General features: G+C 63.4%; 19 protein-coding genes, 1 tRNA gene and 1 other RNA gene. 6 read left to right on the forward strand and 15 right to left on the reverse strand.

The window, feature by feature from the left end; all coding sequences use genetic code 11:
• Positions 1-181 precede the first annotated feature (181 nt).
• Positions 182-2,599, forward strand: a complete 2,418-nt coding sequence (locus VWZ81_RS06560) for a GcvT family protein (RefSeq protein ID WP_416542348.1) — start codon at positions 182-184, stop codon at positions 2,597-2,599.
• A gap of 245 nt (positions 2,600-2,844) precedes the next feature.
• On the forward strand, positions 2,845-3,507 hold the full coding sequence (locus tag VWZ81_RS06565; RefSeq protein WP_416542349.1) for a nucleotidyltransferase family protein: 663 nt from the start codon (positions 2,845-2,847) through the stop codon (positions 3,505-3,507).
• 9 nt (positions 3,508-3,516) lie between these two features.
• Here VWZ81_RS06565 and VWZ81_RS06570 read toward each other — a convergent pair whose 3' ends face one another.
• The 13 genes from VWZ81_RS06570 to VWZ81_RS06630 form a co-directional block, all read right to left on the reverse strand.
• A complete protein-coding gene (locus tag VWZ81_RS06570) occupies positions 3,517-4,116 on the reverse strand; it encodes a Hint domain-containing protein (protein WP_416542350.1) in 600 nt (199 codons plus the stop codon).
• A gap of 516 nt (positions 4,117-4,632) precedes the next feature.
• Positions 4,633-6,069, reverse strand: a complete 1,437-nt coding sequence (gene xylB, locus VWZ81_RS06575; RefSeq protein ID WP_416542351.1) for a xylulokinase — start codon at positions 6,067-6,069, stop codon at positions 4,633-4,635.
• Positions 6,070-6,108: 39 nt separating this feature from the next.
• A complete protein-coding gene (gene xylA / locus VWZ81_RS06580; protein ID WP_416542352.1) occupies positions 6,109-7,413 on the reverse strand; it encodes a xylose isomerase in 1,305 nt (434 codons plus the stop codon).
• 2 nt (positions 7,414-7,415) lie between these two features.
• Positions 7,416-8,480, reverse strand: coding sequence for a LacI family DNA-binding transcriptional regulator (locus tag VWZ81_RS06585; RefSeq protein ID WP_340545419.1), 1,065 nt, complete (start codon positions 8,478-8,480; stop codon positions 7,416-7,418).
• 195 nt (positions 8,481-8,675) lie between these two features.
• A tRNA-Ser gene (locus VWZ81_RS06590) sits at positions 8,676-8,765 on the reverse strand.
• A 92-nt stretch (positions 8,766-8,857) separates the two neighbouring features.
• Positions 8,858-9,589: an alanyl-tRNA editing protein gene (locus tag VWZ81_RS06595; RefSeq protein WP_416542353.1), complete on the reverse strand. Its 732-nt coding sequence runs from the start codon at positions 9,587-9,589 to the stop codon at positions 8,858-8,860.
• Positions 9,586-12,105 carry a DUF3772 domain-containing protein gene (locus VWZ81_RS06600; protein WP_416542354.1) on the reverse strand — a complete coding sequence of 840 codons (2,520 nt, stop codon included), beginning with the start codon at positions 12,103-12,105 and terminating at the stop codon, positions 9,586-9,588. The genes VWZ81_RS06595 and VWZ81_RS06600 overlap by 4 nt, the downstream gene beginning before the upstream one ends.
• A complete protein-coding gene (locus VWZ81_RS06605; protein ID WP_416542355.1) occupies positions 12,102-13,136 on the reverse strand; it encodes a cysteine synthase A in 1,035 nt (344 codons plus the stop codon). The genes VWZ81_RS06600 and VWZ81_RS06605 overlap by 4 nt, the downstream gene beginning before the upstream one ends.
• Before the next feature lie 90 nt (positions 13,137-13,226).
• The gene (locus tag VWZ81_RS06610; protein ID WP_416542356.1) at positions 13,227-14,345 is read right to left on the reverse strand and encodes an NUDIX domain-containing protein; all 1,119 of its coding nucleotides are present in this window, start codon (positions 14,343-14,345) and stop codon (positions 13,227-13,229) included.
• Between the two features lie 29 nt (positions 14,346-14,374).
• Complete coding sequence (locus tag VWZ81_RS06615) at positions 14,375-14,815, reverse strand: TrgA family protein (RefSeq protein ID WP_416542357.1); 441 nt, start codon at positions 14,813-14,815, stop codon at positions 14,375-14,377.
• Between the two features lie 15 nt (positions 14,816-14,830).
• Positions 14,831-16,036, reverse strand: coding sequence for a class I SAM-dependent methyltransferase (locus VWZ81_RS06620; protein ID WP_416542358.1), 1,206 nt, complete (start codon positions 16,034-16,036; stop codon positions 14,831-14,833).
• 90 nt (positions 16,037-16,126) lie between these two features.
• Complete coding sequence (locus VWZ81_RS06625) at positions 16,127-17,566, reverse strand: cryptochrome/photolyase family protein (RefSeq protein WP_416542359.1); 1,440 nt, start codon at positions 17,564-17,566, stop codon at positions 16,127-16,129.
• 32 nt (positions 17,567-17,598) lie between these two features.
• Complete coding sequence (locus VWZ81_RS06630) at positions 17,599-18,822, reverse strand: aminotransferase class V-fold PLP-dependent enzyme (RefSeq protein ID WP_416542360.1); 1,224 nt, start codon at positions 18,820-18,822, stop codon at positions 17,599-17,601.
• 149 nt (positions 18,823-18,971) lie between these two features.
• Here VWZ81_RS06630 and VWZ81_RS06635 point away from each other — a divergent pair, with 149 nt between their 5' ends.
• Positions 18,972-19,352 (forward strand): VOC family protein, encoded by a 381-nt coding sequence (locus VWZ81_RS06635; protein WP_416558268.1) that lies wholly within the window; start codon positions 18,972-18,974, stop codon positions 19,350-19,352.
• A 77-nt stretch (positions 19,353-19,429) separates the two neighbouring features.
• Here the strand turns inward: VWZ81_RS06635 and VWZ81_RS06640 are convergent, their stop codons facing one another.
• Positions 19,430-21,067 carry a BCCT family transporter gene (locus tag VWZ81_RS06640; protein ID WP_340545409.1) on the reverse strand — a complete coding sequence of 546 codons (1,638 nt, stop codon included), beginning with the start codon at positions 21,065-21,067 and terminating at the stop codon, positions 19,430-19,432.
• A 493-nt stretch (positions 21,068-21,560) separates the two neighbouring features.
• Complete coding sequence (acuI, locus tag VWZ81_RS06645; protein WP_416536082.1) at positions 21,561-22,553, reverse strand: acryloyl-CoA reductase; 993 nt, start codon at positions 22,551-22,553, stop codon at positions 21,561-21,563.
• A gap of 214 nt (positions 22,554-22,767) precedes the next feature.
• Here acuI and VWZ81_RS06650 point away from each other — a divergent pair, with 214 nt between their 5' ends.
• From VWZ81_RS06650 to VWZ81_RS06660, 3 genes are all read left to right on the forward strand, one after another.
• A complete protein-coding gene (locus VWZ81_RS06650; protein ID WP_416542460.1) occupies positions 22,768-23,517 on the forward strand; it encodes a FadR/GntR family transcriptional regulator in 750 nt (249 codons plus the stop codon).
• Between the two features lie 60 nt (positions 23,518-23,577).
• Positions 23,578-23,930: a transfer-messenger RNA gene (gene ssrA, locus VWZ81_RS06655) on the forward strand.
• 361 nt (positions 23,931-24,291) lie between these two features.
• A complete protein-coding gene (locus tag VWZ81_RS06660) occupies positions 24,292-24,732 on the forward strand; it encodes a nuclear transport factor 2 family protein (RefSeq protein ID WP_340545407.1) in 441 nt (146 codons plus the stop codon).
• Positions 24,733-24,839: the final 107 nt, after the last annotated feature.

The raw sequence follows: 24,839 nt of genomic DNA on the forward strand, positions 1-24,839 counted from the left end.
GCGCCCCCGCATCATCAGGCCGCCGCCCCACCGGGTGGCGGCTTTTTTTGATGCAGCGCCCCACGGCTGACGCCCGGTTCGTCCTCGCAGCGCTCAATCCCGACGGCTGATGTCGCGTTTTTGCTGGACTACTAAACACATCTGTCCAGAATAACCGCAAACAGCCAGTGGGGGATGCAAGATGAAGACGACAACACGGGTAGCGGTGATCGGTGGCGGCGTTGTGGGGTGCTCGGTGCTCTATCACCTGACCAAGCTCGGCTGGTCCGATGTCCTGCTGCTGGAACGCTCGGAGCTGACCTCAGGCTCCACCTGGCACGCGGCGGGCGGCTTCCATACGCTGAACGGCGACACCAACATGGCGGCGCTGCAGGGCTACACCATCAAGCTCTACAAGGAGCTGGAGGAGATCACCGGCATGTCCTGCGGGTTGCACCATGTCGGCGGCGTCACCCTCGCGGACAACCAGGAACGTTTCGACATGCTGAAGGCGGAGCGCGCCAAGCACCGGTTCATGGGGCTGGAAACCGAGATCATCTCTCCCGAGGAGATCAAGAAAATCGCCCCGGTCACCAATATCGACGGCATCATCGGCGGTTTGTATGACCCGCTCGATGGCCACCTCGACCCCTCCGGCACCACCCACGCCTATGCCCGCGCCGCGCGCATGGGCGGCGCCACGATTGAAACCCACTGCAAGGTGATCGAGACCAGCCAGCGCCCCGATGGCAGCTGGGATGTGGTCACAGACAAGGGCACAGTGCACGCCGAACATATCGTCAACGCCGGCGGCCTCTGGGCGCGCGAGGTGGGCGCCATGGCAGGCATTTACATGCCCCTGCACCCGATGGAGCATCAATATATCGTCACCGACGAGGTGCCGGAGATCGCCGAAATCATCAACGCAGGGGGCGAGCATCCCCATGTGATGGACCCGGCCGGCGAAAGCTACCTCCGTCAGGAAGGCCGCGGCCTCTGCATCGGCTTCTATGAACAGCCCTGCAAACCCTGGGCCGTCGATGGCACGCCATGGGACTTCGGCCACGAACTGCTGCCCGATGATTTCGACAAGATCGAGGACAGCATCGCCTTCGCCTACAAACGCTTCCCGGCGCTCGAACGCGCAGGCGTCAAATCGGTGATCCACGGCCCCTTCACCTTTGCCCCCGACGGTAACCCGCTGGTCGGCCCGGTGCCGGGGATGCGCAACTACTGGTCCGCCTGCGCCGTCATGGCCGGCTTTAGCCAGGGCGGCGGCGTCGGGTTGATGCTGGCGCAATGGATGGTTGAGGGCGAATGCGAGCGCGATACCTTTGCAATGGACTGCGCCCGCTTCGGCGGCTGGATCACTCCGGGCTATACTCGGCCCAAAGTTATTGAAAACTATCAGAAACGATTCTCCATCGCCTACCCGAACGAGGAGCTGCCCGCGGCCCGCCCGTTCCGCACCACCCCGATGTATGACATCTTCGATGGCATGGGCGCGGTCTGGGGTGCCCAATACGGGCTGGAGGTGCCGAACTACTTCGCCACAGGTGACGAGCCCCGCTATGAAACCCCCTCCTTCCGCCGCTCCAACGCGTTCGCGGCCACCGCACGCGAAGTGAAAGCCGTGCGCGAAAGCGTCGGCATCAACGAGGTCCACAACTTCGGCAAATACTTGGTCAAAGGCGCCGGCGCCCGCGCCTGGCTCGACCGCATCATGGCCGGCCGGGTGCCACAGCCGGGCCGCCTGTCGCTGACCCCGATGCTGTCGCCCAAGGGCCGCCTGATCGGTGATTTCACCATCTCCTGCCTGTCCGAGGACGAGTTCCAGCTCACCGCCTCTTACGGCGCGCAGGCCTATCATATGCGCTGGTTCCTGCAGAACCTGGACGCGGGCGTTCAGCTGGAAAACATCTCCGACACCCGCACAGGCTTCCAGATCGCAGGCCCCGGCGCGCGCGCGGTCCTGCAAGCCTGCACAAGGCAATACATCTCGGACATGCGCTTCATGGATGTGCGCCGCCTGACCGTGGGCATGGCCGACTGCATCGTGCAGAGGGTCAGCTATACCGGGGATCTGGGCTATGAAATCTACTGCGACCTGCCCAGCCAGCGTGCCCTGTGGGATGCGCTGTGGACTGCTGGCCAGCCGCACGGCATGAAGCCCTTCGGCATGCGGGCGATGATGTCGCTCAGGCTCGACAGGTTCTTCGGCTCCTGGCTGCGCGAATTCTCCCCCGATTACACGGCGGCGGAAACAGGCCTCGACCGCTTTATCTCCTTCAAGAAACCCGTTGATTTCATTGGCCGCGCTGCAGCCGAGCCCGAACGCGACACACCGCCAGCCCGCCGGCTCTGCGCCTTTGAGGTGGAGGCTGACGACGCAGATGTGACCGCCTATGAGCCGATCTGGCTGGACGGCGCAGTTGTGGGCTTCTGCACCTCCGGCGGCTACTCCCACCACGCGCAGAAATCCATCGCACTCGGCTTTGTCCCCACCGACCGCGCTGAAGAGGGTCTGGCGGTCGAGATCGAGATCCTGGGCAAGATGCAAAAGGCCCGACTGATCACCAGGCCGCTGTTTGATGCCGACGGCGCCCGGATGCGCGGCTGACAGCAGCAGGCGGGTCAATATTTCTGACCCGTCTCCCCCAGTGTTGCCATGTCGGCGCGCGCCGGGCCGCCGCTTTCGCGCAACAGATGGGTCCTGCCCCGGCCCCAATGTTTCGCACGCGAAACATTATGTCAGCCTCACTGACCTGCCCTGTCACTTTTGCTGGACCCCTCTCCTCTTCTGGCCCTAAATATCCCCGCCGGAGGCTTCCGACAGCGCGGCACCACGCCAGGGAGGCGACAGATATGACCGCCATCGCCATTCTGATCCTCGCTGCCGGCAGCGCCTCGCGGATGCGCGGGCGTGACAAACTGCTGGAGGAGATCGACGGAACACCGCTTCTGGCCCGGATCTGCGGGGCGGCCCTTGGCACCGGGCAGGACACCTATGTCACCTTGCCAGCCGCACCCCACCCAAGAGCCCAGCTGCTCAGCCGCGCCTGCCCCGCTGCAACAGCGCTCTTTGTGCCGGACGCGCAGGAGGGCATGGCCGCCTCCATTCGCTCAGGCATCGCAGGTCTGACCAAGAGCTACGAGGCGGTGATGATCCTGCCTGCCGATATGCCGGAGTTGACGCAAGCCGATCTGGCGCAGGTCGCGGGCAGCGCTATGGCGCTGCCAGACCGGATCCTGCGCGCGACCGGAACAGCAACCGGTGCAGCCACAGGCCCAATCACCGGGGCGCAGGAGCGGTTTGGACATCCGGTGGTCTTTCCCCGCCGGTATTTCGCCGCGCTCGGCCAGCTCAGCGGCGATCAGGGTGCCCGCGCGGTTCTAAAGGCTGCACAGGATCAGGGAGAGACCATTCACCCGGTGCCGCTGCCCGAGGCCCATGCGCTCACCGATCTGGACACGCCCGAGGCGTGGACGGCCTGGCGCCGCGCGCGAACGACATTCAAAAGCGATTAGGCCACAGGGCTAGTGGATGAACCACTGCGCCCCCGCCTTGCACCCCGGCCGTCGGCGTGACGGCTGCGCAGGGGGCGCACCGGGCACCGGCGGCTGTGTCTGCAACTCGGGAAACAGCATCAGCACCTCATCGCGCTGGGCGCGATCCAACCCGCGCTGGGACTGGTCGGCAGGCTGAAAACACTCGATCCACGCCCCGTCGGCACAGACCACCTGATGGTCCTCACAGACAAAATGCAGATAGTCGATGCTGGTGGTCTCTACCGCATCGACCCCGGACAATCCGGTCAGATGTTTGGCCGCGACCAGTATCTCGCGATTCTCGAAATAAAATGCGGTCTTGTCATTGCCGATCAGCACCCGATGGCTCGGGCTGAGCAGCAGATCGCGCTCCGGCATCCCATTGCCAAGCGACCCTGCCGCGATCAGCACCGGTTGCAGATGTGCCGCCCCTTGCAGGGCGCTGCGATCCAGCCTCCGCCGCCCGATCCAGCGAATGGGCTGCAGACCATTGTCACGGGTCACCACACGGTCCCCGACGCTCAGATCCTCGACAGCGCAGCTCCCCTGAGGGGTCGCAACAGTTGTTCCGGGCGTAAAGCAAGGCACGTCATGATCTCCGTCCAAAAGCCCGACCACCCCGGTCGCACAGCCGTGCAACCGGTCCCTGGCCTGCCTTGGTATTGCAAAGGGGCGCCACACCTCGGGGTACAGCTTTGAAGAGAGCACCACTCATCCTGTGGCAGCATGGGTTTACCCTACGCGGGCAAATCTGCCTAAAAAAGAACAAAATCTTAATCAGCGTGCATCCGCCGGCCCGGCCGTCCGATGATCCCGTCCCCAGAGGCCGGGGATTGTTTCCGGTCTGACCGCCGCCACCGCGCGATCCCGCAGAATCTGCCGTCACCGCCGCGAAACAACCGCCGTTTGTCGCCATCCTGCAGACAATGGCAGATCATCAGAGCGCACAGCCGCCCTCTGTCAGATCCATCACGCGAACCGCTGGGCGCAGGGGTTGTCCCACGGCGCGCAACAATGGGGAGAATTTTAGACAACTTGTCGCCACCACGGGCTGATTTACGATTCGCCCGGCCCCGTGACGCCGCCTGAGGCGCTGACCAGCGCTCAGATCATGTCGCTGACCCGCTGGCGAAAGGTTGCATAGGCTGCGTCAAAACCATCGCGCAGGGCAGCATCGGGGGTGACCGTGCGCGCGATCTGCGGCGCGGTCAGAACCTCGGCGGGATCCCCACCTGTCACCGCCAGCCGGGCCAGTCGCGCCGCACCAAGCGCGGCGCCGAACTCACCCCCCTGCGGGAGATGCAGCGGCAGGTCCAGCACCGTGGCCAGCAGCCTGACCCAATAGGGTGATCTGCTGCCGCCGCCGATGACCAGACAGCTGTCCAGCTCAGCGCCGGTGCTGCGCAGTGCCGCCAGACAGTCGCGCAGCCCGTAGCAGACACCCTCCATCACCGCGCGGGCCATATCCTCGGGCGTGGTCGCGACCGACAGCCCCTGAAACCCACCGCGCAGGCTTGCTGAGTTATGCGGCGTGCGCTCCCCGGAGAGATAGGGAAGGAATGTCACCTCGCCGGGGGGGCGCAGCTGATCGCCAAGACCTGCTGTCAGATCCGCAGGGCTGCGTCCGGTGATCCGGCCCAGCCAGTTCAGGCAATCGGTGGCCGAGAGCATCACCCCCATCTGATACCAGCGCTCCGGGATCGCGTGACAGAAGGTATGCACCGCCGTTGCCGGATCCGGGTGGAACCCGTCTCGCGCGGTCAGCACCACCCCGGAGGTGCCAAGCGAGACAAACCCCTGCCCCGGTGCCATCACCCCGGTGCCACAGGCCGCAGCGGCATTGTCGCCTGCGCCACCGGCCACGGTCACGTCTTTGCCAAATCCCCAACGCGCAGCCAGTTCAGGACGCAGGATACCACCAGGCTCGCAGCCCTCGACCAGATCCGGCATTTGATCGCGCCGCATGCGACCCGCGCGCAGCAGGGGCTCCGACCAGACCCGCGCGCCCACATCCAGCCAGGAGGTGCCTGCGCTGTCGGACATGTCAGCCACATGGCGCCCGGTCAGATGCAGGTTCAGATAGGCCGCAGGCAGCAGGACCTTGGCCGTATTGGCAAAAATCTCCGGCTCGTGGCGCTGCACCCACAAAAGTTTCGGCGCGGTGAACCCCGGAAAGACGATATTGCCGCTCAGATCTCGGACCTTCGCCGTTGCGTCCAGCTCAGCCGCCTCAGCGGCGGAACGGGTGTCGTTCCACAGGATGCAGGGCCGCAGCACCTGATCGGCGCCGTCCAGCAGCACCGCACCGTGCATATGCCCTGCCACTGCAATGCCGCATATCTGACCATAGCCGGGGGTATCCCGCAGTTGGTCCATCGCGCGATCCAGCGCTGTGATCCAGTCGCCGGGATCCTGTTCCGACCAGCCGGGATGGGGGGTCTGCACGCAATACTGCGCCTCAGCCGAGGCGACAGGCTTGCCCGCCGCATCGGTCATCAGCGCGCGTAGCCCCGATGTGCCAAGATCAATGCCAAGATACATATCTGTGCCCTCTCCCCATTACGCCATGGTTCCGCCGCCTCAGACGAAACGGTTGACCAGCGCCTCCAGCTGTTCCTGACGGCCAGAGACCGGATGCGGATCAAGCGCCCTGGCCTCGGCCTGATCGGCGATGGCCTCCAGCGTTGCGCCCTCGGCCAGATAGGCCTGCGCCTCGGCAGTGGTCCAACCGGCGTAACGGTCGCGGCGCTTGGCCTCGAGGCTATCACTTTCCAGCATGGCAGCGGCGGCGCGTAGCCCCCGCGCGCAGACGTCCATGGCCCCCACATGGGCCGCGATCAGATCCTCGGCATCCAGCGACTGACGGCGCAGCTTGGCATCGAAATTGGTGCCGCCGCTGGTAAAGCCACCGCCGCGCAGAATTTCATAATAGGCCAGCGCCACCTCCGGCACGTTGTTGGGGAACTGATCGGTGTCCCAGCCGGACTGGTAGTCGTTGCGGTTCATGTCGATGGAGCCAAAGATCCCCAGCGCATTGGCCATGGCGATCTCATGTTCAAAGCTGTGACCGGCGAGGATCGCGTGACCCTGTTCAATGTTCACCTTCACCTCATCCTCAAGACCAAAGCGTTTGAGGAAGCCGTAAACGGTGGCAACGTCATAGTCATATTGATGTTTGGTCGGCTCCTGCGGCTTTGGCTCGATCAGGATCGCGCCTTTGAAGCCGATCTTGTGTTTGTAGTCGACCACCATCGACAGGAAGCGGCCCATCTGCTCCAGCTCACGCGACAGATCGGTGTTGAGCAGGGTTTCATAGCCCTCGCGTCCGCCCCAAAGGACATAGTTCTCGCCGTTCAGACGATGGGTCAGATCCATGCAGGCGCGCACGGTGGAGGCGCAATAGGCAAAGACATCCGGGTCGGGATTGGTGCTGGCGCCGGCCATATAGCGGCGGTTGGAGAACATATTGGCCGTCCCCCACAGAAGTTTCGGGCCACCATCTGCCATTTTCTGTTCCAGCAGATCGCCCATCTGGTTCAGGCGTTTGTGGCTTTCGGCGAGGCTTGCGCCTTCTGGCCGGATATCGTGGTCGTGGAAACAGTAGTACGGCACGCCGAGGATGCGGAACATGTCAAAGGCGGCCTCCGCCTTCATGCGCGCCAGATCCATGGTATCGGCGGGGAACCACGGCCGATCAAAGGTCTGCCCGCCAAACGGGTCGTTCCCCTCCCAAACAAAGTTGTGCCAGTAGCAGACGGCAAAGCGCAGGTGGTCCTCCATCCGTTTGCCCATGATCATTTCATCGGGGTTGTAGTGGCGATAGGCCAGCCCGTCGCCATCTGGATTGTAGGTGATTGCTGCGATGTCGTCGAAATAGCCAGCCATGGTCAGGCCCTCTCTTCTGGCCCGACCGCAGGCTGCGGGGGCATGTTGTGTTTGAAATGGACGGCGGGAATGATCTGCGCGGTCAGCGGGTCGAACGGCAGCCCGTCGCTGAGCGCGACAAGGGCCGCTAGGGCGGCGGTGATTTCCTGCGCCGGTTTCTGGTCGATCACCGCATCAATAAGGCCCTGCGCCACGGCATCGCGGGTCGCGGCGCAGAGTTCGTGGCTGATCACCACCGGAGGGTGCGGCCGTGCCGTCGCCGACAGGGCCGCGACCAGCCCCGGAATGCCGGCACCCAGATTGTAGACCCCGGTAATGTCGGGGTTTGCATCAAGCGCGCGGCGCAGCGCCTGTTCCAGCACATCGGGGTCGTCGCCGGTCTCCAGCGGTGGCAGCACCGGCAGACCGGGCGAGACCACATCGCAGAACCCGGCGTAGCGGTCGGCATGATCGCGGGCGCTGAGACTGCCGGTGATGGGAAGGATCCGGCCCCGCCCTTCGGAGGCCGCTCCGCGATGGGCCAGCACCATCAGGTCGCCTGCGGTGCGACCTGCGGTCCGGTTGTCGATCCCCACATAGGCATCCCGCGTGGTTTCCGGGCTGTCGGCGACCAGTGTGACCACGGCAACACCCCTGGCCCGCAGGCTGGTCAGCGCGGCCTCAACCTGCGGATCCTCCACCGCCACAAGGCAGAGACCGTCGTAATCCTCGGCGGCGCAGTTTTCGATCGCCCGCACCAGCGCCGCCGCATCGAAGGCAGGCACATGGGTGATGGTGATCTGCTGGCGCGCCTGCGCGCGGCGGGTCTGTTCGCTTTGGACATGCTCATGCAGCCGGGCAAAGAAGCCCTCCCCCGCCATCGGCAGCAGAAAGGCAAACCGGTAGCGGCGACGGCGTGACAGATTGGCGGCGGTGATATCGCGCTGATAGCCCAGCTCGGCAATGGCGGCGCGCACCCGGTCCTGCGATTTTTTCGCCACCCCGCCGCGATTGTTCAGCACCCGGTCCGCCGTGGCGTAGCTGACCCCGGCCGCGGCAGCGACATCATGTAATGTGGGTTTTCCCATCCTTGCAGCCCATCTGTTTCCGGCAGTTTTGACAGACGTATATCATTTTCTGATAGACGTCTATCATTTTGTCGATCAAGCCGCGGTCGCCACGATCTGACAGGTGGCTGATGGATCACGGGGGCAAGGTCTGAAACGCAAAAAGCCACCACATGCTGTGGCGGCTGTCATAAAACCATCTTGGTCTAGATGTTATGGCGGAGAGACAGGGATTCGAACCCTGGAGACGGTTCCCCGCCTACACACTTTCCAGGCGTGCGCCTTCGACCACTCGGCCACCTCTCCGTTGGGCGGACTTTTGACGGATCACGGAAGCAATTGCAAGAGCGAAAACAGCAAAAAATTCACTCTTGCAGAAACTTATTTGCAGCCCGCGCTCAAGCCCCCAGATGCAGGTAGACACGGCGGTTCTGCTTGCCCTTTTTTTCAACCTTTCCAAGGCGGATAGGACCAATTTCAGCGGTGCTGCGCACATGGGTGCCGCCGCAGGGTTGCAGGTCGATCTGCTCCTGCATCGTGCCGATCCGCACCAGCCGAATGCGGCCATTGCCACGGGGCGGCGCCACCGACATGGTTTTCACCAGATCGGGGTTTGCATCCAGCTCCTCCTCGGTGATCCAGCGTTCGCTGACCTCCAGATCGCGGCTGATGAGGGCGTTGAGCGCATCCTCCAGCGCCTGTTTGTCCTCCGGCGCCTCGGGCATGTTGAAATCAAGCCGCCCCTTGTCGGCGCCGATGGAACCGCCGGAGACCGGCAGGGGAATCACCACCGAGAGGAGGTGTAGCGCGGTATGGATGCGCATATGGCCAAGGCGGCGATCCCAGTCGAGGGTCTGCGTCACCTCCTGCCCGACGCTGGGCAGCGGCTGGTCAGGTTCCGGCAGCAGGACAATGGCGCCCGCCTCCCCCTTTACCGTATTGGTGATGGTCAGGCGGTGCGCCCCTGCCCCATCGGACCAGCTGAGATGACCGGTATCGCCCGGCTGCCCGCCCCCGGTTGCGTAAAAGACGGACTGGTTCAGCACCAGCCCGCCTTCGTTTGTGTGGTCAATGATCTGCGCCGGGGCCTGTTGTGCATAGGCATCCGTCAGGAACAATTGGTCGGTCATCGATCGCCGTCTCCGTCTTCATCGCCGCTGTCGGCTGCATCGTCCCGGTTGGAGAGGTCCTCCAGATCCGGGGTTTCGGGGCGTTTGCTGGCGGGCGCCGCTGCCGCAGCCGGTGATGGCCGGGCCGCGCTGTCCTGAACAGATCCGGGGCCAGAGTCGGGCGCAGCTTCAGGCGCCGCGGCCGCCGCCGCCCCGGCCAGCGCCTCGGGGTTGCGGATCCAGATATCGCGCTGGGCGAAGGGGATCTCGATCCCGGCCTCGTCGAAGCGGCGGGCGATGTCGTAGTTCATGTCGGATTTCACCGACAGGACCCAGTTCACATCGCGCAGGATCGCGCGGATCTCAAAGTTGAGACTGTCCGCCCCAAAGCCCTGAAACACCACCGATGGCGGTGGGTTCATCAACACCATCGGATGTGCCTTGGCGACCTCGATCAGGATGGCCTCGACCTTGCGCGGGTCGGTGCCGTAGCTGACGCCGACAGGCACGATCACCCGGCCCACGGTATTGCCGCGGGTGTAATTGGTGACGGTGCCGGTGATCAGATCCGAGTTCGGAACAATCACATCGGTGCGGTCGAAGGTCTCGATCCGGGTGGAGCGCACGGAGATATCGCGCACATAGCCCATCAGGCCGCCAACCTCGATCCAGTCGCCCTTGGACACCGGGCGCTCGACCAGAAGGATGATGCCGGAGACAAAGTTCGACACGATGGTTTGCAGACCAAAGCCGATGCCCACAGAGAGCGCACCGGCGACAATGGCGAGCGACGACAGATCCAGACCGGCCATCGAAATCGCCACCAGAGCGGCCAGAAAAATCCCGACATAGCCCATGCCGGAGACGATGGCATTCTGGCCGCCGACATCAATGCGGGTCTTGGGCAGCAGCGCGTTGCGCAGGCTGCCCTGCACCAGCCGGGTCAGACCGTAGCCGACGGCAAAGATGGTCACAAAGGTCAGAAAGGCGGTGGGCGAAATACGGGTGTCGCCAATCTGGAAGCCCTCGAGGAAGTTCGACCACAGCTCCGTCAGATCCGCAACGCGCGCGCCCCAGATCAGCGCCAGCATCGGCAGCGCCACCAGCGCCAGCGCAAAGCCGATCAGCGCCGTGAAGAGCGAGTCGCGGGCCGCGCTACCCTTGCCGGTGACAAAGCCGTAGAGATCGGCAAAGAACCGTTGCAGGACAAACAGGCCCGCCAGCATCGCCAGCGTCAGCATGGCCGGGTAGATCACCGCCTCGGCCGCGTTGAGATAGCCCACCGCAGCCAGCAGCGGCCCGGCAAAGCCGAGAAGGTAGATCGCCCGGCGCACCACCGCGATGATGCGATTGGCCCCGGCGGCGATGGCGCCTTCCTCGGGCTCCTCCTCGCTCTGTGCCTGACGCTGCTTGGCCCCGATGCGGTGCAGACGCAGCAGGATCAGCGCAGCACAGCTGATCAGCGGAAAGGCATAGACCGCGGAACTGCTGTCCGGGATGTTCTGGATCCGCTCGATGGTGGCAAAAACATCCTGCAGCACCAGGATCACCGCCATCATGTCGATCAGAAAGCGGGTCTCGGCCTGATTGCCCTCCTGTACGGGCAGCAGATCATTCTCGATCTGATTGGTATAGAGCTGCTCGCCCAGCCAGTGGAACGACAGCATGATAAAGGCCCAGGCCGGCACGGATTCGAGGAAGATGCTGCCGCGCACCCCAAGAATGCCCGAAAGATCGACCGCTGCGACCAGAAAGATGACACCGATCAGCGGCAGCAGCACCTGTAGCAGCGAGACGACAAAGGTCCAGACGCCGGTGCCCCGCGCGCCGTAGCGCCGCAGGTAATCACCCGCCAGATGCGCCCATGGGCGCCCGCGCAGGATCAGCAGCATACCGATCAGCACCAGCACAAGAATGCCCACCAGATCGCCGCTGATGCGTTCGCTGGTAGTGTCATTGCGCAGCTGCGACAGGGTTTCATTGCCCACGGCGCGGCTGGCGTGGACCAGATCCCGCAGCGCGCCGGGCCAATGTTCGGGGTTGAGCGGCGAGGTGCCGCGCTCAAACAGCCGTTTGGTCAGCCGTTCGCGGACAATCTTGTCGATCTCGTTGATCAGGCCGTCGGCGCGGCTGTAGGCCTCTTCGGCGACGATACGCGGCACCCGCAGCTCATTGAGCTGCTGGGTCAGCGCGTCACGCAGCTGGGCGATGTCTTCGGGCTCTTCCTCGCCCTCGCCCGGTGGGGCCCCAAGCGCGTCCAGCTGGCCCTGAAGGGTCTGGATACGCTCGCCGTTTTCCCCACGCTTGGTCTGGAAGGTCTGCCGGAATTCGGCCAGCTCGCTGCGCAGCTGTTCCAAGGCGATATTGGAGGCGCGGCTGGCATCAATTACGTTTTCGGCCCGGTTCGCGGTGCGCAGCCAATCCTCGTAATAGGATTTCGAACGCGCATCGAGCTGGGCCAGAGCGGGAAAGGCCAGGCTGATCAGAAGAACCAGCCCGGCCAGACATTTCACAAAACCACGCATGAGGGCGATCATACGTCCTCGAACACGCCGGGGATAGAGGCCGGGGGGTGAGTCATCCAATCCGGCACCGGCAGGTTCTTTTCACGCAAGAAGTCGGGGTTGAACAGTTTCGACTGGTAGCGCGTCCCATAGTCACAGAGCACGGTGACGATGGTCTTGCCCGGTCCCATGTCCTTGGCCATGCGCACGGCACCGGCGATATTGATCGCCGAGGAACCGCCCAGCACCAGACCCTCTTCGTGCAGGAGGTCGAAGACATAGGGCAGCGCGTCGCGATCCTCGATCTGGTAGCAGAAATCCGGTTTGAACCCTTCAAGGTTCTTGGTGATGCGCACCTGGCCGATGCCTTCTGCGATGGAGCCGCCTTCGGTCACAATTTCACCGGTGGTGTAGTAGGAATAAAGCGCCGCGCCCATCGGATCGGCAAGGCCGATTTTCACGCCCTTGGGCTGGAGCACATCGGCCACACCTGCCAGCGTGCCGCCAGAACCGACCGCGCAGACAAAGCCGTCCACCTTGCCGTCGGTCTGCTCCCAGATCTCGGGTGCGGTGGTTTCGATATGGGCCTGCCGGTTGGCGACATTGTCGAACTGATTGGCCCAGATCGCGCCATTGGGTTCGGTCTTGGCCAGTTCCTTGGCCAGACGTTCCGAATAGCGGACAAAGTTATTGGGATTGCGATAAGGCGCTGCGGGGACCTGCACCAGCTGGGCGCCGGCCAGTCGCAACATGTCCTTTTTCTCTTCGGACTGGGTTTCGGGGATCACGATCACCGTTTTGAAGCCCATCGACGCGCCAACCAGCGCCAGGCCGATCCCGGTGTTACCGGCAGTGCCCTCGACGATGGTGCCGCCCGGCTTCAGATCACCGCGCGCGATGGCGTCCTTGATGATATAGAGTGCGGCGCGGTCCTTGACCGACTGGCCGGGGTTCATGAACTCGGCCTTTCCCAGAATCTCACATCCGGTTTCATCGCTGACGCGGTTCAGGCGGATCAGAGGCGTGTGGCCGATCGCGTCGGCCAGATCATGTGCAATGCGCATGGTATCCCTTTCGATCATTCCAGTTGAGGTGTAGCCAAGGCATTGGACAACCACAAGCCGAGATAGCGGCGCGCCGCGCGGTTGGCGGGGTCAGCCCTGCCGCAAGCGCTCACGATGGCGTGACAGCCAGAGGGCGGCGGTGACCAGTGGCATGTCCTGATAGGTCTGGTCATCTACGCCCTGTATCAGCGCCTCATAGGGCAGGATCTGGCTGCGGATATCTTCGCCCTCGCTCTCCAGTCCGCCGCCGCCGGCGATCTCGTCAAAGTCGCAGAGACCCACAAAAATATGCAGAAATTCGCCTGAGGCGCCGCTGGAGGGGTAGACCTGGGCGACGGTTTCCAGCTGGTCGATCTTCAGCCCTGCCTCCTCCATCGCCTCGCGGCGGGCGGCCTGTTCGGGGGTTTCGCCGGGGTCGATCAGCCCGGCCACCGGCTCCCACATCCAGGGGCGCTGGTTGCCCGCGATATAGGTGGCGGCGCGGAACTGTTCGATCAGCAAAACCGCGTCGCGGCGGCGATCATAGGGCAGCACCACCGCCGCCTGCCCCACCAGCGCGACGCCCCGGTTGATCACCGGGCTGAGGCTGCCGTCATAGCGGCGGAATTGCAGGTCCATCTCCTCCATCGCGAAGAAGTTGAGATAGGCGCGTTTATGCTGGTGGACGACGACATCGCGGGTCAGATCGTGATCGGGATCGCCGGGGCGGTTCTGCGCCGCGAGCCAGGCGGCGGCGCGGATGCGGATCGGGCGGAACCGCTCGGCCACCTCGGCGGCGGTCAGGCGACCGCGATAGGCCATGACCTCCTCTGCCGCGCGCAGCGACAAGGCGCCCCATTTCTGCTGCCAGTCGCCCAGATCCCAGGCCGCCCCGGTCTGCCACAGGCCCGGCTCTGGGAAATAGACCTCCGCCGGGGCGCTACCGCCTGCGTCCAGCGCGACCGTGACAGGGCGCAGCGTATAGTCGAACCCGCCTTCGTAGAAATTCAGCGCCGCCATATCGTCCGGGGTGAGACCGCGCAGCAGCAGCCCCGGTGCGCGGTGGCCGACGCGGGCCTCTATCGCCGGGAAAGGCTGATCCACCACCGCAAAGGCACCGTGATCGGGCAGATGTGCAGGGGTGACATCCAGCGCGGCACCTGACCGCCCCAACACCAGTTCAAGCAGCGGCATATGGCGCAGCGTGCCATAGACAAAAAGATCAACCACGGTCTGTATCCTGTTGGAATTCTGTTATCTCAGCGCCAGCGTCTTGCGGCATTCTCGGTCACCAGACCGCTGAAGATGCCACCGATCACCAGCGCCAGCAACACATGTGGCACCGCCATCACGAAAAAGAAATCCAAACCGATGACAAAAATCGCCGAAAGCGCCTCAAACGGGCCGTCATAGCGGTTGCGCATGGCGAGGCGAAACATTTCCCAGGCGCCTTGCAGAAACAGCCCCCAGAGCACCAGCAGCGCCACACCGGTGAGGCCGTTGTTGATCGCATTGACCACGCCGCGACCGACATGGCGGCCGACCCAGACCCAGCCGATCAGCGCGCCAAGCGCGGCGTTGAGCGGCACGAAATAGCCGAAATCGGTGCCCTCGGGCATCAGTGGCATGATCAGGAAAGAGGCGGCAATCGCGACAAGCGCCATGCTGACGGCGGCGATAAGGCGGGCGGCTGTGGGCATGATCCGGGCTTTCGTTCAGCGGTGGGCCAGCGTGATCTGGGTCACGTCGCAGGTTTGCGCCTTGAACGCGGCGGCGCAGGAGGTGAGGTAGAAATTCCACATCTTTTTGAACCGATCATCAAATCCCATGGCCGCAATCTCGTCCCAGCGACTGTTAAAGGTGGTGTGCCAACGCCGCAGCGTCTGATCGTAACTATCACCGAATTCGAGCGATTTCATGACCTTTAGCCCGGCATTTTCAACCTGTTGCCGCAGGATCTTGGGCGCGGGCAGCATGCCACCCGGAAAAATATGTTTCTGGATGAAATCAACGCCGCGTTTGTAGACCGTCCAGCGCCGGTCAGCGACGGTGATGATCTGCAAGGTGGCCTGACCGCCGGGGCGCAGCCGGTCGTGGATCATCCTGAAATAGGCGGGCCAGTATTTCTCGCCGACAGCCTCGAACATCTCGATGGAAGCAATGCCATCGAAGGTGCCTTCGCAGTCGCGGTAATCCTGCATCCTGAGTTCAACCCTGTCGGAAAGCCCCGCCTTTTCAATGCGCTCGCGGGCATATTTCAACTGTTCGGCACTGATGGTGAGGCCCGTGACCCGCAGGCCGCGTTCGCGGGCTGCATATTCGGCAAACCCGCCCCAGCCGCAGCCGACCTCCAGCACGTGATCGCCGGGCTGCACGCCCATCTGGTCGACCATGGAGGCATATTTGGCGGTCTGCGCCGCCTCCAAGCTTTCCTGCCCGGTTTTGAACAGGGCGCTGGAATAGGTCATCGTGTCATCAAGCCACAGCCCGTAGAAGGCGTTGCCGAGGTCATAGTGATAGGAGATATTCGCCTTGGCCTGCGCGCGGTGATTGCGTTGCAGCCAGAAGCGGAACTGCTCATAGGCGCGGATCAGCCCGCGTCCCGGAAAGCCATCATAGACGGTTTCAGACCCCAGATGCACCAGATCCATGAAGGCCTGAAGATCGGATGTGCTCCACCAGCCATCAAGATAGGCATCGGAGAACCCCAGATCCCCCTCGCGGATCAGCCGGGCGAAACAATCGGGGTTGCGAATACGCAGATCTGCCACCGGACCGGGGCGGTCGCCAGTGACACGGAACACCCGACCGTCCGGCAGATGGATGTCCAGCTGCCCCACCTCGAGCGCCTGCAACTGGTCAAAGATCGCCGCGAAATAGCGCGGCAGATTGGCCTGTCCTTCGGTCTGTGTGAGCGCCATTCTCTCCTCCCCTAGACGGGTCCGGTGGGTTCACGGCCCCTGTCCAGAGAAAAGGCTAGGCCAAATCAGGCGCTTCTGGCAAGGGATCTGTCAGTCCTCGGGCAGCTCGCGCTGGCCATAGACCTCAAGCGCGCGGGCGCGACCCTCTTTCAGATCAACGAAGGGGCTGGCGCGTCTATCCTGAGGCGACAGCTCCCAGGACAGGGGTGTCGCGCGGTAGAAATCCAGTGCCGTCTGCGGCGGGCTGTCCTGACCTTCGGCGATCCAGGCGGATTGGTAGCGGCCCTTGGGGTCAAATTTCTCCAGCTGGCCGTCGGGGTTGAATATCCGAAAAAACGGCGAGGCATCGGGGCCGGAGCCGGCCACCCACTGCCAGCCCATGGCGTTGGAGGCCGGATCCCAGTCCACCAGACACTCCTCGAACCATTTCTGACCGATGCGCCAGTGGGTGAGCATATGTTTGGTCAGGAAACTGGCCACGATCATCCGGGCGCGGTTGTGCATCTTGCCGGTCACATAGAGTTCGCGCATGGCGGCATCGACGAAATTGTAACCGGTCTGACCACGCCGCCAGGCCTCGACCCGGTCGTCGTCCTGCTCGGACCAGCGGAAGCTTTCCCATTCGGGGCGCCAGTTGCGGGTCAGGATATGCGGAGTGTGGAACATCAGGTGGTAGGCGAATTCGCGCCAGACGATTTCCTTGAGGAAATGCTCAGCGCCGGATTTGCCTGCGCGACGTGCCTCCAGCCCGTGATGCCACATGCGGCGCGGGCTGATTTCTCCCCAGGCGAGGTTTTCAGACAGGCCGGACGTGGCATCCACCGCGGGAAAGTCTCGGTCCTGTTTGTAGTCGGCCACGCGGGAGTCGAGGAATTCCGCCAGCCGCTCCTGCGCGGCATCTTCCCCGACCCGGCAATATTGCGCCACGATGTCAGCGCCGCGCCGCATATCAGCGGCGAGTTTCCAGCCGTCCAGATCATCAGAGGCGGGCCATTGCTCCGGCGCGGGTATTCGGGATGGGGCGGCGATCAGATCCGCGACATCGCGGTCGCGCACGGATTTCCAGTAGGGCGAATAGACCCGGTACATGCCGCCGGTCTTGGTCTCGACGGTCCAGGGTTCAAACAGCAGATGACCACCAAAAGACTGCGCCGCAACGCCCTGCCCATTCAGCTGTTCCTTGATGGTGGTGTCGCGGGCGATGGCGTCGGGATCATAGGCGCGGCTCCAGTGCACCGCCCCTGCCCCGGTCTCCGCGATCACCTGCGCCAGCACCTCGGCTGCCGGACCACGCCGCAGGATCAGGCGGCTGCCGCGCTGCTCCAGCACCTTGGCCAGATGGGCAAGCCCCAGCCCCAGCCGGAACTTTGGCGCAGCGCCCAGATGTTCATCCAGCGTGTCAAAGACAAAGAGCGGGATCACCGGGGTGCCCCGGGCGACGGCCGCCTCAAGGGCGGGGTTGTCGGCGAGCCGCAGGTCTCGGCGCAGCCACCAGATCACCGGCGCCTGTCGCGGGGTATGGTCAGTCATGAAAGATCAAGGTCCCTGTATCGCTGCGGTTTTCACAACACGCGATCTAGGGCCTCGATCAACTGTGTCATCTCTTTTTTCGAGGTGTAATGCGTAAAACTGAGCCGCAGCACGCCGTCACCGGTGGAGACACCCATCGCGTTCAGGGCACGCAGGGCGTAGAAATCACCGCCCCCCGCCATGATGCCATGTTCGGCCAGTTCACCGGCTACGGCTTCGGCGGGGCGATCCAGCGCCAGTGCCACAGTGGGCGCGCGTCTGCTGGCATCAGAGGGGCCGATCAGGCGCAGATCGTTGCGGTCCTTCACCATATCGAGCAGCGGTTGCAGCAGCTCCACCTCATGGGCGCGCATCAGATCGTGGACAAAGGCCCCCTGTGCCGCGCCTTCGGTCAGCGGGCCGCCGTGATGATGGGCCAGCGCGGCGATGTAGTCAGCCATGCCCGCGCAGGCGGCGACCTGAGCGTGGTCCGGCCCCGCCGGAGTGAAGCGTTTGTAGAGCGTGTCACCGTTGAAGAAATGTCCCTGATTGGGCAGCAGCTCCCCCAGGGCGCGGCGGATCACCATCAGCCCCTGATGCGGCCCGTAGGTCTTATAGGCGGAGAACAGATAGATATCCGGCCCCAGCTCGCCGACATTGGGCAGGCCATGGGGCGCGTAAGAGACACCATCGACGCAGACAAAGGCGCCGGCCGCATGGGCCAGAGCGGTGATTTCGGTGACCGGGTTCAGCTCCCCGACCACGTTGGAACAATGCGGAAAACAGACCAGCCGGACGTTTTCGTCCAGAAGATTTTCCAGATCTGCGGGGTTCAGATGGCCGGTTTGCGGGTCGATCTGCCATTCGCGCACCTCGATCCCGGCATCCGCAAGGCGCCGCCACGGGCCGCTGTTGGCCTCGTGATCCTGATTGGTGACGATGATCGCCTCCCCCGGAGACAGGAACTGGCGAAAGGCCTGCGCCAGCACATAGGTGTTCTGGGTGGTCGAGGGGCCAAAGCTTAGCTCATCCCGTGCCACCCCGAGGATGCCGGAAAGCCGGTGCCGCGCCTCGTCCATCTCGTCGCCCGCCAGCGTCGAGGCCTCATAGGGGGCATAGGGCTGCACTTTGCGTTCGGTATAAAAGCGGGTGAGCCGGTTGATCACCTGCTGACAGGTATAAGAGCCACCGGCGTTCTCGAAAAAGGCCTGACCTTGCAGGTTGGGCGCTGCAAAGGCCGGAAACTGGCTGCGGACAAAGTCGATATCAAGGGCCATGGTCTCTCCTCTTTCTGTCTCAGAAGAAGTGACGGCGATGATGCGCAAGGTCAAGCGCGGAGAGACTGAGGCCGCCGCTGACCTGATGTCATTTTCTGTCAACAGTGGCGGGTAGCTAGGGGATACATCAACACGAAAGGATGCAGATGATGGCCTATACGCCCAAGGATTTTCTGGTCTGGGGAGAGATCCCCGTCACCGACATGGACGGCGCACGCAAGTTCTACGAGCATGTGACCGGCGCCGCGCTGGAACTGGTCAGCGATGGACCAAACCCGATGCTGCTGTTTCGCCCCAAGGACCCGGCAACCGGGGTCGCGCTGAGCATCTATCCCGGCACCCCGGCCCCGGATGGTGTTGGCCCGACCCTGCATCTGGCCGCCGAAGGTGCGCTGGCCGATGTGATGACGCGGGTGACCGACGCCGGTGGGCAGGTGGTGTCAGAGGCGGTGCCGCTGCCCGAAGGGCAGTTCTTCTACGCCAAAGACCCCGACGGCAATTCGGTCGGCTTCTATGAGGCCAAGAGCTGAACGGCAAACGCCCCGGAGTTCTCCGGGGCGTTTCGGGGCGTTTCTGGGCGTTACTGGTCCGGGATGGCGGCGCGGGATCAGCGCGCCTCGGTTTGCAATCCGCGCAGGATCGCCCAGCACATCAGCAGCAGCACGATGGTGAACGGCAAGCCGGTGGAGATCACCATCGCCTGCAGGGCCACAAGACCACCGCCGAGCAGCAGCACGATCGCAACCGCACCTTCGAACACGCACCAGAAGACCCGTTGCGGCAGCGGCGCGTCGACCTTGCCGCCTGCGGTGATGGTGTCGATCACCAGCGAGCCGGAATCCGAAGAGGTGACGAAGAACACGATCACCAGAAGGATGCCGACAAAGGAGGTGATCGAGGCCAGCGGCAGCTGATCCAGCATCTTGAACAGCTTCAGCTCAAGTGCGGCATCCTGCGCGCCGGTATAGCCATCAGCCACCACCTGATGAATGGCGGTGCCGCCAAAGACGCTCATCCACAGGACGCAGACCAGGCTGGGGATCAGCAGAACGCAGATGATGAACTCGCGCACGGTGCGGCCCCGGCTGACGCGGGCGATGAACATGCCGACAAACGGCGACCAGCTGATCCACCACGCCCAGTAAAAGGCGGTCCAGCCCTGGCTGTAGTTGGCATCCTCGCGGCCGAAGGGCATAGAGAGCGCCGGCAGATACTGCACATAGGCCACCAGACTGTCGAAAAAGCCGGTGATGATCAGCAGCGTAGGCCCGACCAGAAGCACGAAGATCAACAGCAGGAAGGCCAGCCCCATGTTGATTTCGCTCAGCACTTTCACACCGCCATCAAGACCGCGCACAACCGAGATCAGCGCAACCGCGGTGATGGCGGAGATCAGCAGCACCTCGGTGGTTGAGCCAACCGGCACACCGAACAGCTCGTTCAGGCCCGCATTGGCCTGTGTCGCGCCAAAACCCAGCGAGGTTGCAAGGCCAAAGAGTGTGGCGAAAACCGCCAGAATGTCGATGATATGGCCGGTCCAGCCCCAGACCCGCTCGCCGAAGATCGGGTAGAAGGCCGAGCGGATGGTGAGTGGCAGCCCCTTGTTGAAGGAGAACAGCGCCAGCGACAGGGCAACAATCGCGTAGATCGCCCAAGGGTGCAGGCCCCAGTGATAGATCGTAGCCGCCATGCCCAGACGCACGGCTTCGGTGCTGTCCCCGGCCGCGCCGCCCAGCGGCGCCCAGTCGGTGCGGGCGCCATTTTCACCCATGCTCACACCACCAAAGGCGGTGGAATAATGGCTCATCGGTTCGCTGACGCCGTAGAACATCAGGCCGATGCCCATGCCGGCCGCAAACAGCATCGCAAACCAGCCGATGTAGGTATAATCGGGTGCCGCGTCGGCCCCGCCAAGGCGCACCTTGCCCCAGGGCGAGACGATCAGGAAGAAACAGAACAGCACGAAGATGTTGCCCGCGCTGAGGAAGAACCAGTCGAACGAGCTGGTCACGGCGGGGCGCAGCCAGCCAAAGAAGGTTGCCGCCTGTTCCGGCAGAACCAGCGCGTAGAACACAAACAGCATGATGCTGATGCCGGAGACCATGAAAACCGGGTTATGGATGTCAAATCCAATCGGTCCCACGGATCCTTCCAGATTGTCCTGTCCGATTTCATATTCGGTGTCGATGACGGCGGCCTCACCGTCGGGGGCGGGTATGCCCTGATTGGCCGTTTCGTCTGTCATGGGTGTCCCTGTTCTGTCTTATGTGAACGTCCAGTGTCTCAACCGTCGCGCGCTGCGCAGGTTCCCGCCGATCGCGAAAAAAATGCAGCCCCCCGCACGGGTGCCTCTCCATGACCGGCGCCCGTTGAGCAGGCGGTCGGGGGCGATCATCACAGCGCTCATGCCGACAACGATCGCCGATAGATCCGCGTTAGCCCAGTCACGCGCTGCGGTCAGGCAGCGGCTGGCGTGGCCATGGACAGATCACCAGCCTAGCAGAAAACCATGCAAATGTCGCGTCTTGTGGGGCGATCTGCGTGACAGCGGTGCAATCGCTGCGCGACATGCGCCCGGTTGCCGGGTCTATGACGCGGGGATTGACCGGCTGGCCCCACGGACGCGCAAAGAACGCGCAGGCTGGCTGCGCGTTCTGACAGGTTTCCCTGTGATCATCGCCCGATCTATCTCTGATCTGTCGACCTTCAGGCGGGCTGCCCCGTCAGCAGGGGCTGTGTCAGCCGTTCACATCAACGACAACGCGGCCCTTCACCTGCCCTTTCAGGATATCGGCGCCCAGCTGTGGCAGATCGGACAGGGTGGCCGGCTGCACCATCGCCTCCAGCTTATCCATCGGCAGATCGGTGGCGATGCGCTGCCAGGCCCGCAGGCGGTTGTCATAAGGCTGCATCACGCTGTCGATGCCCAGAAGGTTGACGCCGCGCAACAGAAACGGGATCACCGTGGCGGGCAGACCGGCCCCGCCTGCAAGGCCAACCGCCGCCACCGAGGCCCCATATTTCATCTGGCCCAGAACCCGCGCCAGCATCGCACCACCGACCGCATCAATGCAGCCCGCCCAGTTCTCGCTTTCGAGCGGGCGCTTTACCGTCTCGTTCAGCTCTTCGCGCGGCACGATCTGGGTGGCGCCAAGGGCGGTGAGATAGTCGGATGTCTCAGGGCGCCCGGTCACCGCCGCAACCTCATAGCCGAGGTTGGAGAGGATCGCGGTTGCCACCGACCCCACGCCACCCGCAGCGCCGGTCACCAGTACCGGGCCGTGGCCGGGTGTCAGCCCGTGATCCTCAAGCGCCATGACGGCCAGCATTGCGGTAAAACCCGCTGTGCCAACAGCCATGGCCTGGCGCGTGTCGATCCCATCCGGCAAGGGCACCAGCCAATCGGCGCGCACGCGGGCCTTTTGCGCATAACCGCCCCAATGGGCTTCGCCGACGCGCCAGCCGGTCAGCACAACCTTGTCGCCGGGTTTGTAACGCTCATCGCTGGAGGTCTCGACCGTGCCTGCAAAATCAATGCCCGGCACATGTGGATATTTGCGCACCAGTCCGCCGCCCGGACCAAGACAGAGGCCATCCTTGTAGTTCACGGTTGAGTAGTCCACTGCCACGGTCACCTCGGCATCCGGCAGCTGCTCGAGGCTGAGCGTTTGCACGGCGGCGGATGTCTCGCCGCTGTCTTCGTCCTTGGTCACAACCAATGCGTTGAACATGATGGGTCCTCCTCTGAATTCAACCTGACGCGCCAGGAGCGCGGACCCGCCGTGCAGCCGAAACGGCGATGGCGGGCGACTCAACTCTTGCCAATCAAATGTCAGACTTTTAAATGTCTGACAAATGATTTCTGCCGAGACGCGCGCCGCGCCACAGGTCATCACACAGGCCAAGACACTGGCCACCACACAGGGCACCACACAGGGCACCGACATGAAGCTGAACCCCCGTAGCGCCGCCGATCTGTCGGCGCAGATTGCCGAAGCCATCCGCGATGCGATCATCAGCGGCGCCCTGCCTGTGGACCAGCGCCTGCCCTCGGAGGCCGAACTGGCCGAGCAGTTTCAGGTGTCCCGGCCAACAGTCCGCGAAGCCCTGAAGCGGCTGGCCGCGCAGGCGCTGATCCGCACCCAGCGCGGCGCCACCGGCGGCGCCTTTGTCAACCGGCTGAGTTTTGAGGATGCCTACGCCCAGCAGGTGACCACGTCGACGCTGCTGCTGAGTATGAATGCTGTCAGTTTCGACACCGCCTGCGAGGCGCGCTATGCGCTGGAACGGGCCTGCGCGCCGCTGGCGGCGGCACGTCGGACGGCGGATCAGCTGGCGACCATGCGCGCCGAGATCTTTCGTCAGGGCCAGCCCAGGCTGACGGATGAGGCGTTCTGCGCCTCGGATGTGGCCTTTCACCGGGCGCTGGTCGATGCGGCGGGCAATCCGGTGTTGTCCTACCAGCTGGCCGGAGCGGTCGAGGCGATGCAGCCGCTGATGAACATGATCACCTTTACCGCGCGCGACCGCGCCCGGATGGTGGCGCTGCATGGCGCCATTGCCGATGCGCTGGAGGGACGCGACGAGGCCGCCGCCACTGCCGGGCTGACCGCATTGGAGGACGAGACCCGCACGCTGGCCGCTGCGGTCTTTGCCCGGCGGGCTGGCGAAGCGACCAGGGGCGACCATGGCTAAACCACCGCCCCGGCGTCGTGGTGCAGCCGCTCCCGCCGGGACGTATTTTATGTGTCATTTCCCCTTTAACTCCGTATCGGCACGGCCTATATTCAGGGTGTTCCTTCGGGAACTATGGACATAAACGCGCTCGTAATAAGCGGATCGGACCCGGGGGCGGTACCCGGCGACTCCACCAAACATCCTTCATTTGGGGATCATGGGGTCGAAACAGGATCGACGAACGTCTAAAGGGGTTAGCTTTGTCTCGGCTGTCTGCCACCGTTATCGGCGAAACTTGTACAATTGCAAATGACAATCGTGCTCCGGCAATGGCAGTAGCAGCGTAAGCTGTTAATGTCGCCGAAACTAAGTCCTTGCGCCTAGCCGCGTAAGGCGGGGTTCGCAGGTACCTGGCAACAGAAACCTGCACTTCCTCCTCGCCTACTCCAGACTTCGATCTTGGCCTCGGCCCTACCGCAATATCTGTTTCTCACAATGCAGGCATCTCGGTACCACAGGCGCCCCCTGACGCCACATCCGGGGCCACGCCGAAGGTCGATACACCAGCGCAGATGCGGGAGGCACCAGAGGCGATCAAACTCGACTGCGGGCAGCGCCAACCGGAGCGAATGCCCATTGAATTGTTGTTAACACTTGTGCTTCAGTCTCATGTCTGACGACGGTCCAGTCCCGCGTCAGGCGTTGTTTTGACCAATGCTGCAACCCTGAATAAGGCTGCCTGCGCAACCCCGATGCTTCAACCGGTGTCAGTTTCTGACCCTTAGGGAATAAATGAAAAACAGTGAACGGCTCTTTCGATGGTTTTACGATGTCTGGGTCGGTCTGGACCTCGACCAGATTGAGCCGATGTTTCATCCTGAGCTTGAGGTAAACGGCCCTCTGCATGGCGCAATCGCAATTGCCGCGGACTACCGCGAAATTGTCGGCACGCTGCACAATCTCATGGAGGATCTTGACCTGACCCTGACCCATGCGCTGGATGACGGCGACTATTGCGCGATCCGGGTCCACGTGCGGTGCTATGGCCGCAGTTCGGATGACAAACTGGACTACTACGGCCAGCTGATTGTGCGGATGCAGGATGGTCAGATCCGGGAATTCCTGTCCAACTTCGACTATATGACCATGTTCGAGCAGCTCGGCCAGCTGCCACAGGACTGTCTGCCGATCTGCATGACCGGTGAGCGGCTGACCTGGATGGATGACACCTGACCAGGCAGCCGCAGGCGGCACTGTGAAGTTTCTGTAACCTCTCCGGTTTTCGGCCTTTCCACGGTCCGCGGCCACTGGCACTGGTCGCGCAGAATGCTACAAGGTCA

Source organism: Phaeobacter sp. JH20_34 (assembly GCF_048056095.1).
In the GTDB taxonomy this organism is placed as follows: domain Bacteria; phylum Pseudomonadota; class Alphaproteobacteria; order Rhodobacterales; family Rhodobacteraceae; genus Phaeobacter; species Phaeobacter bryozoorum.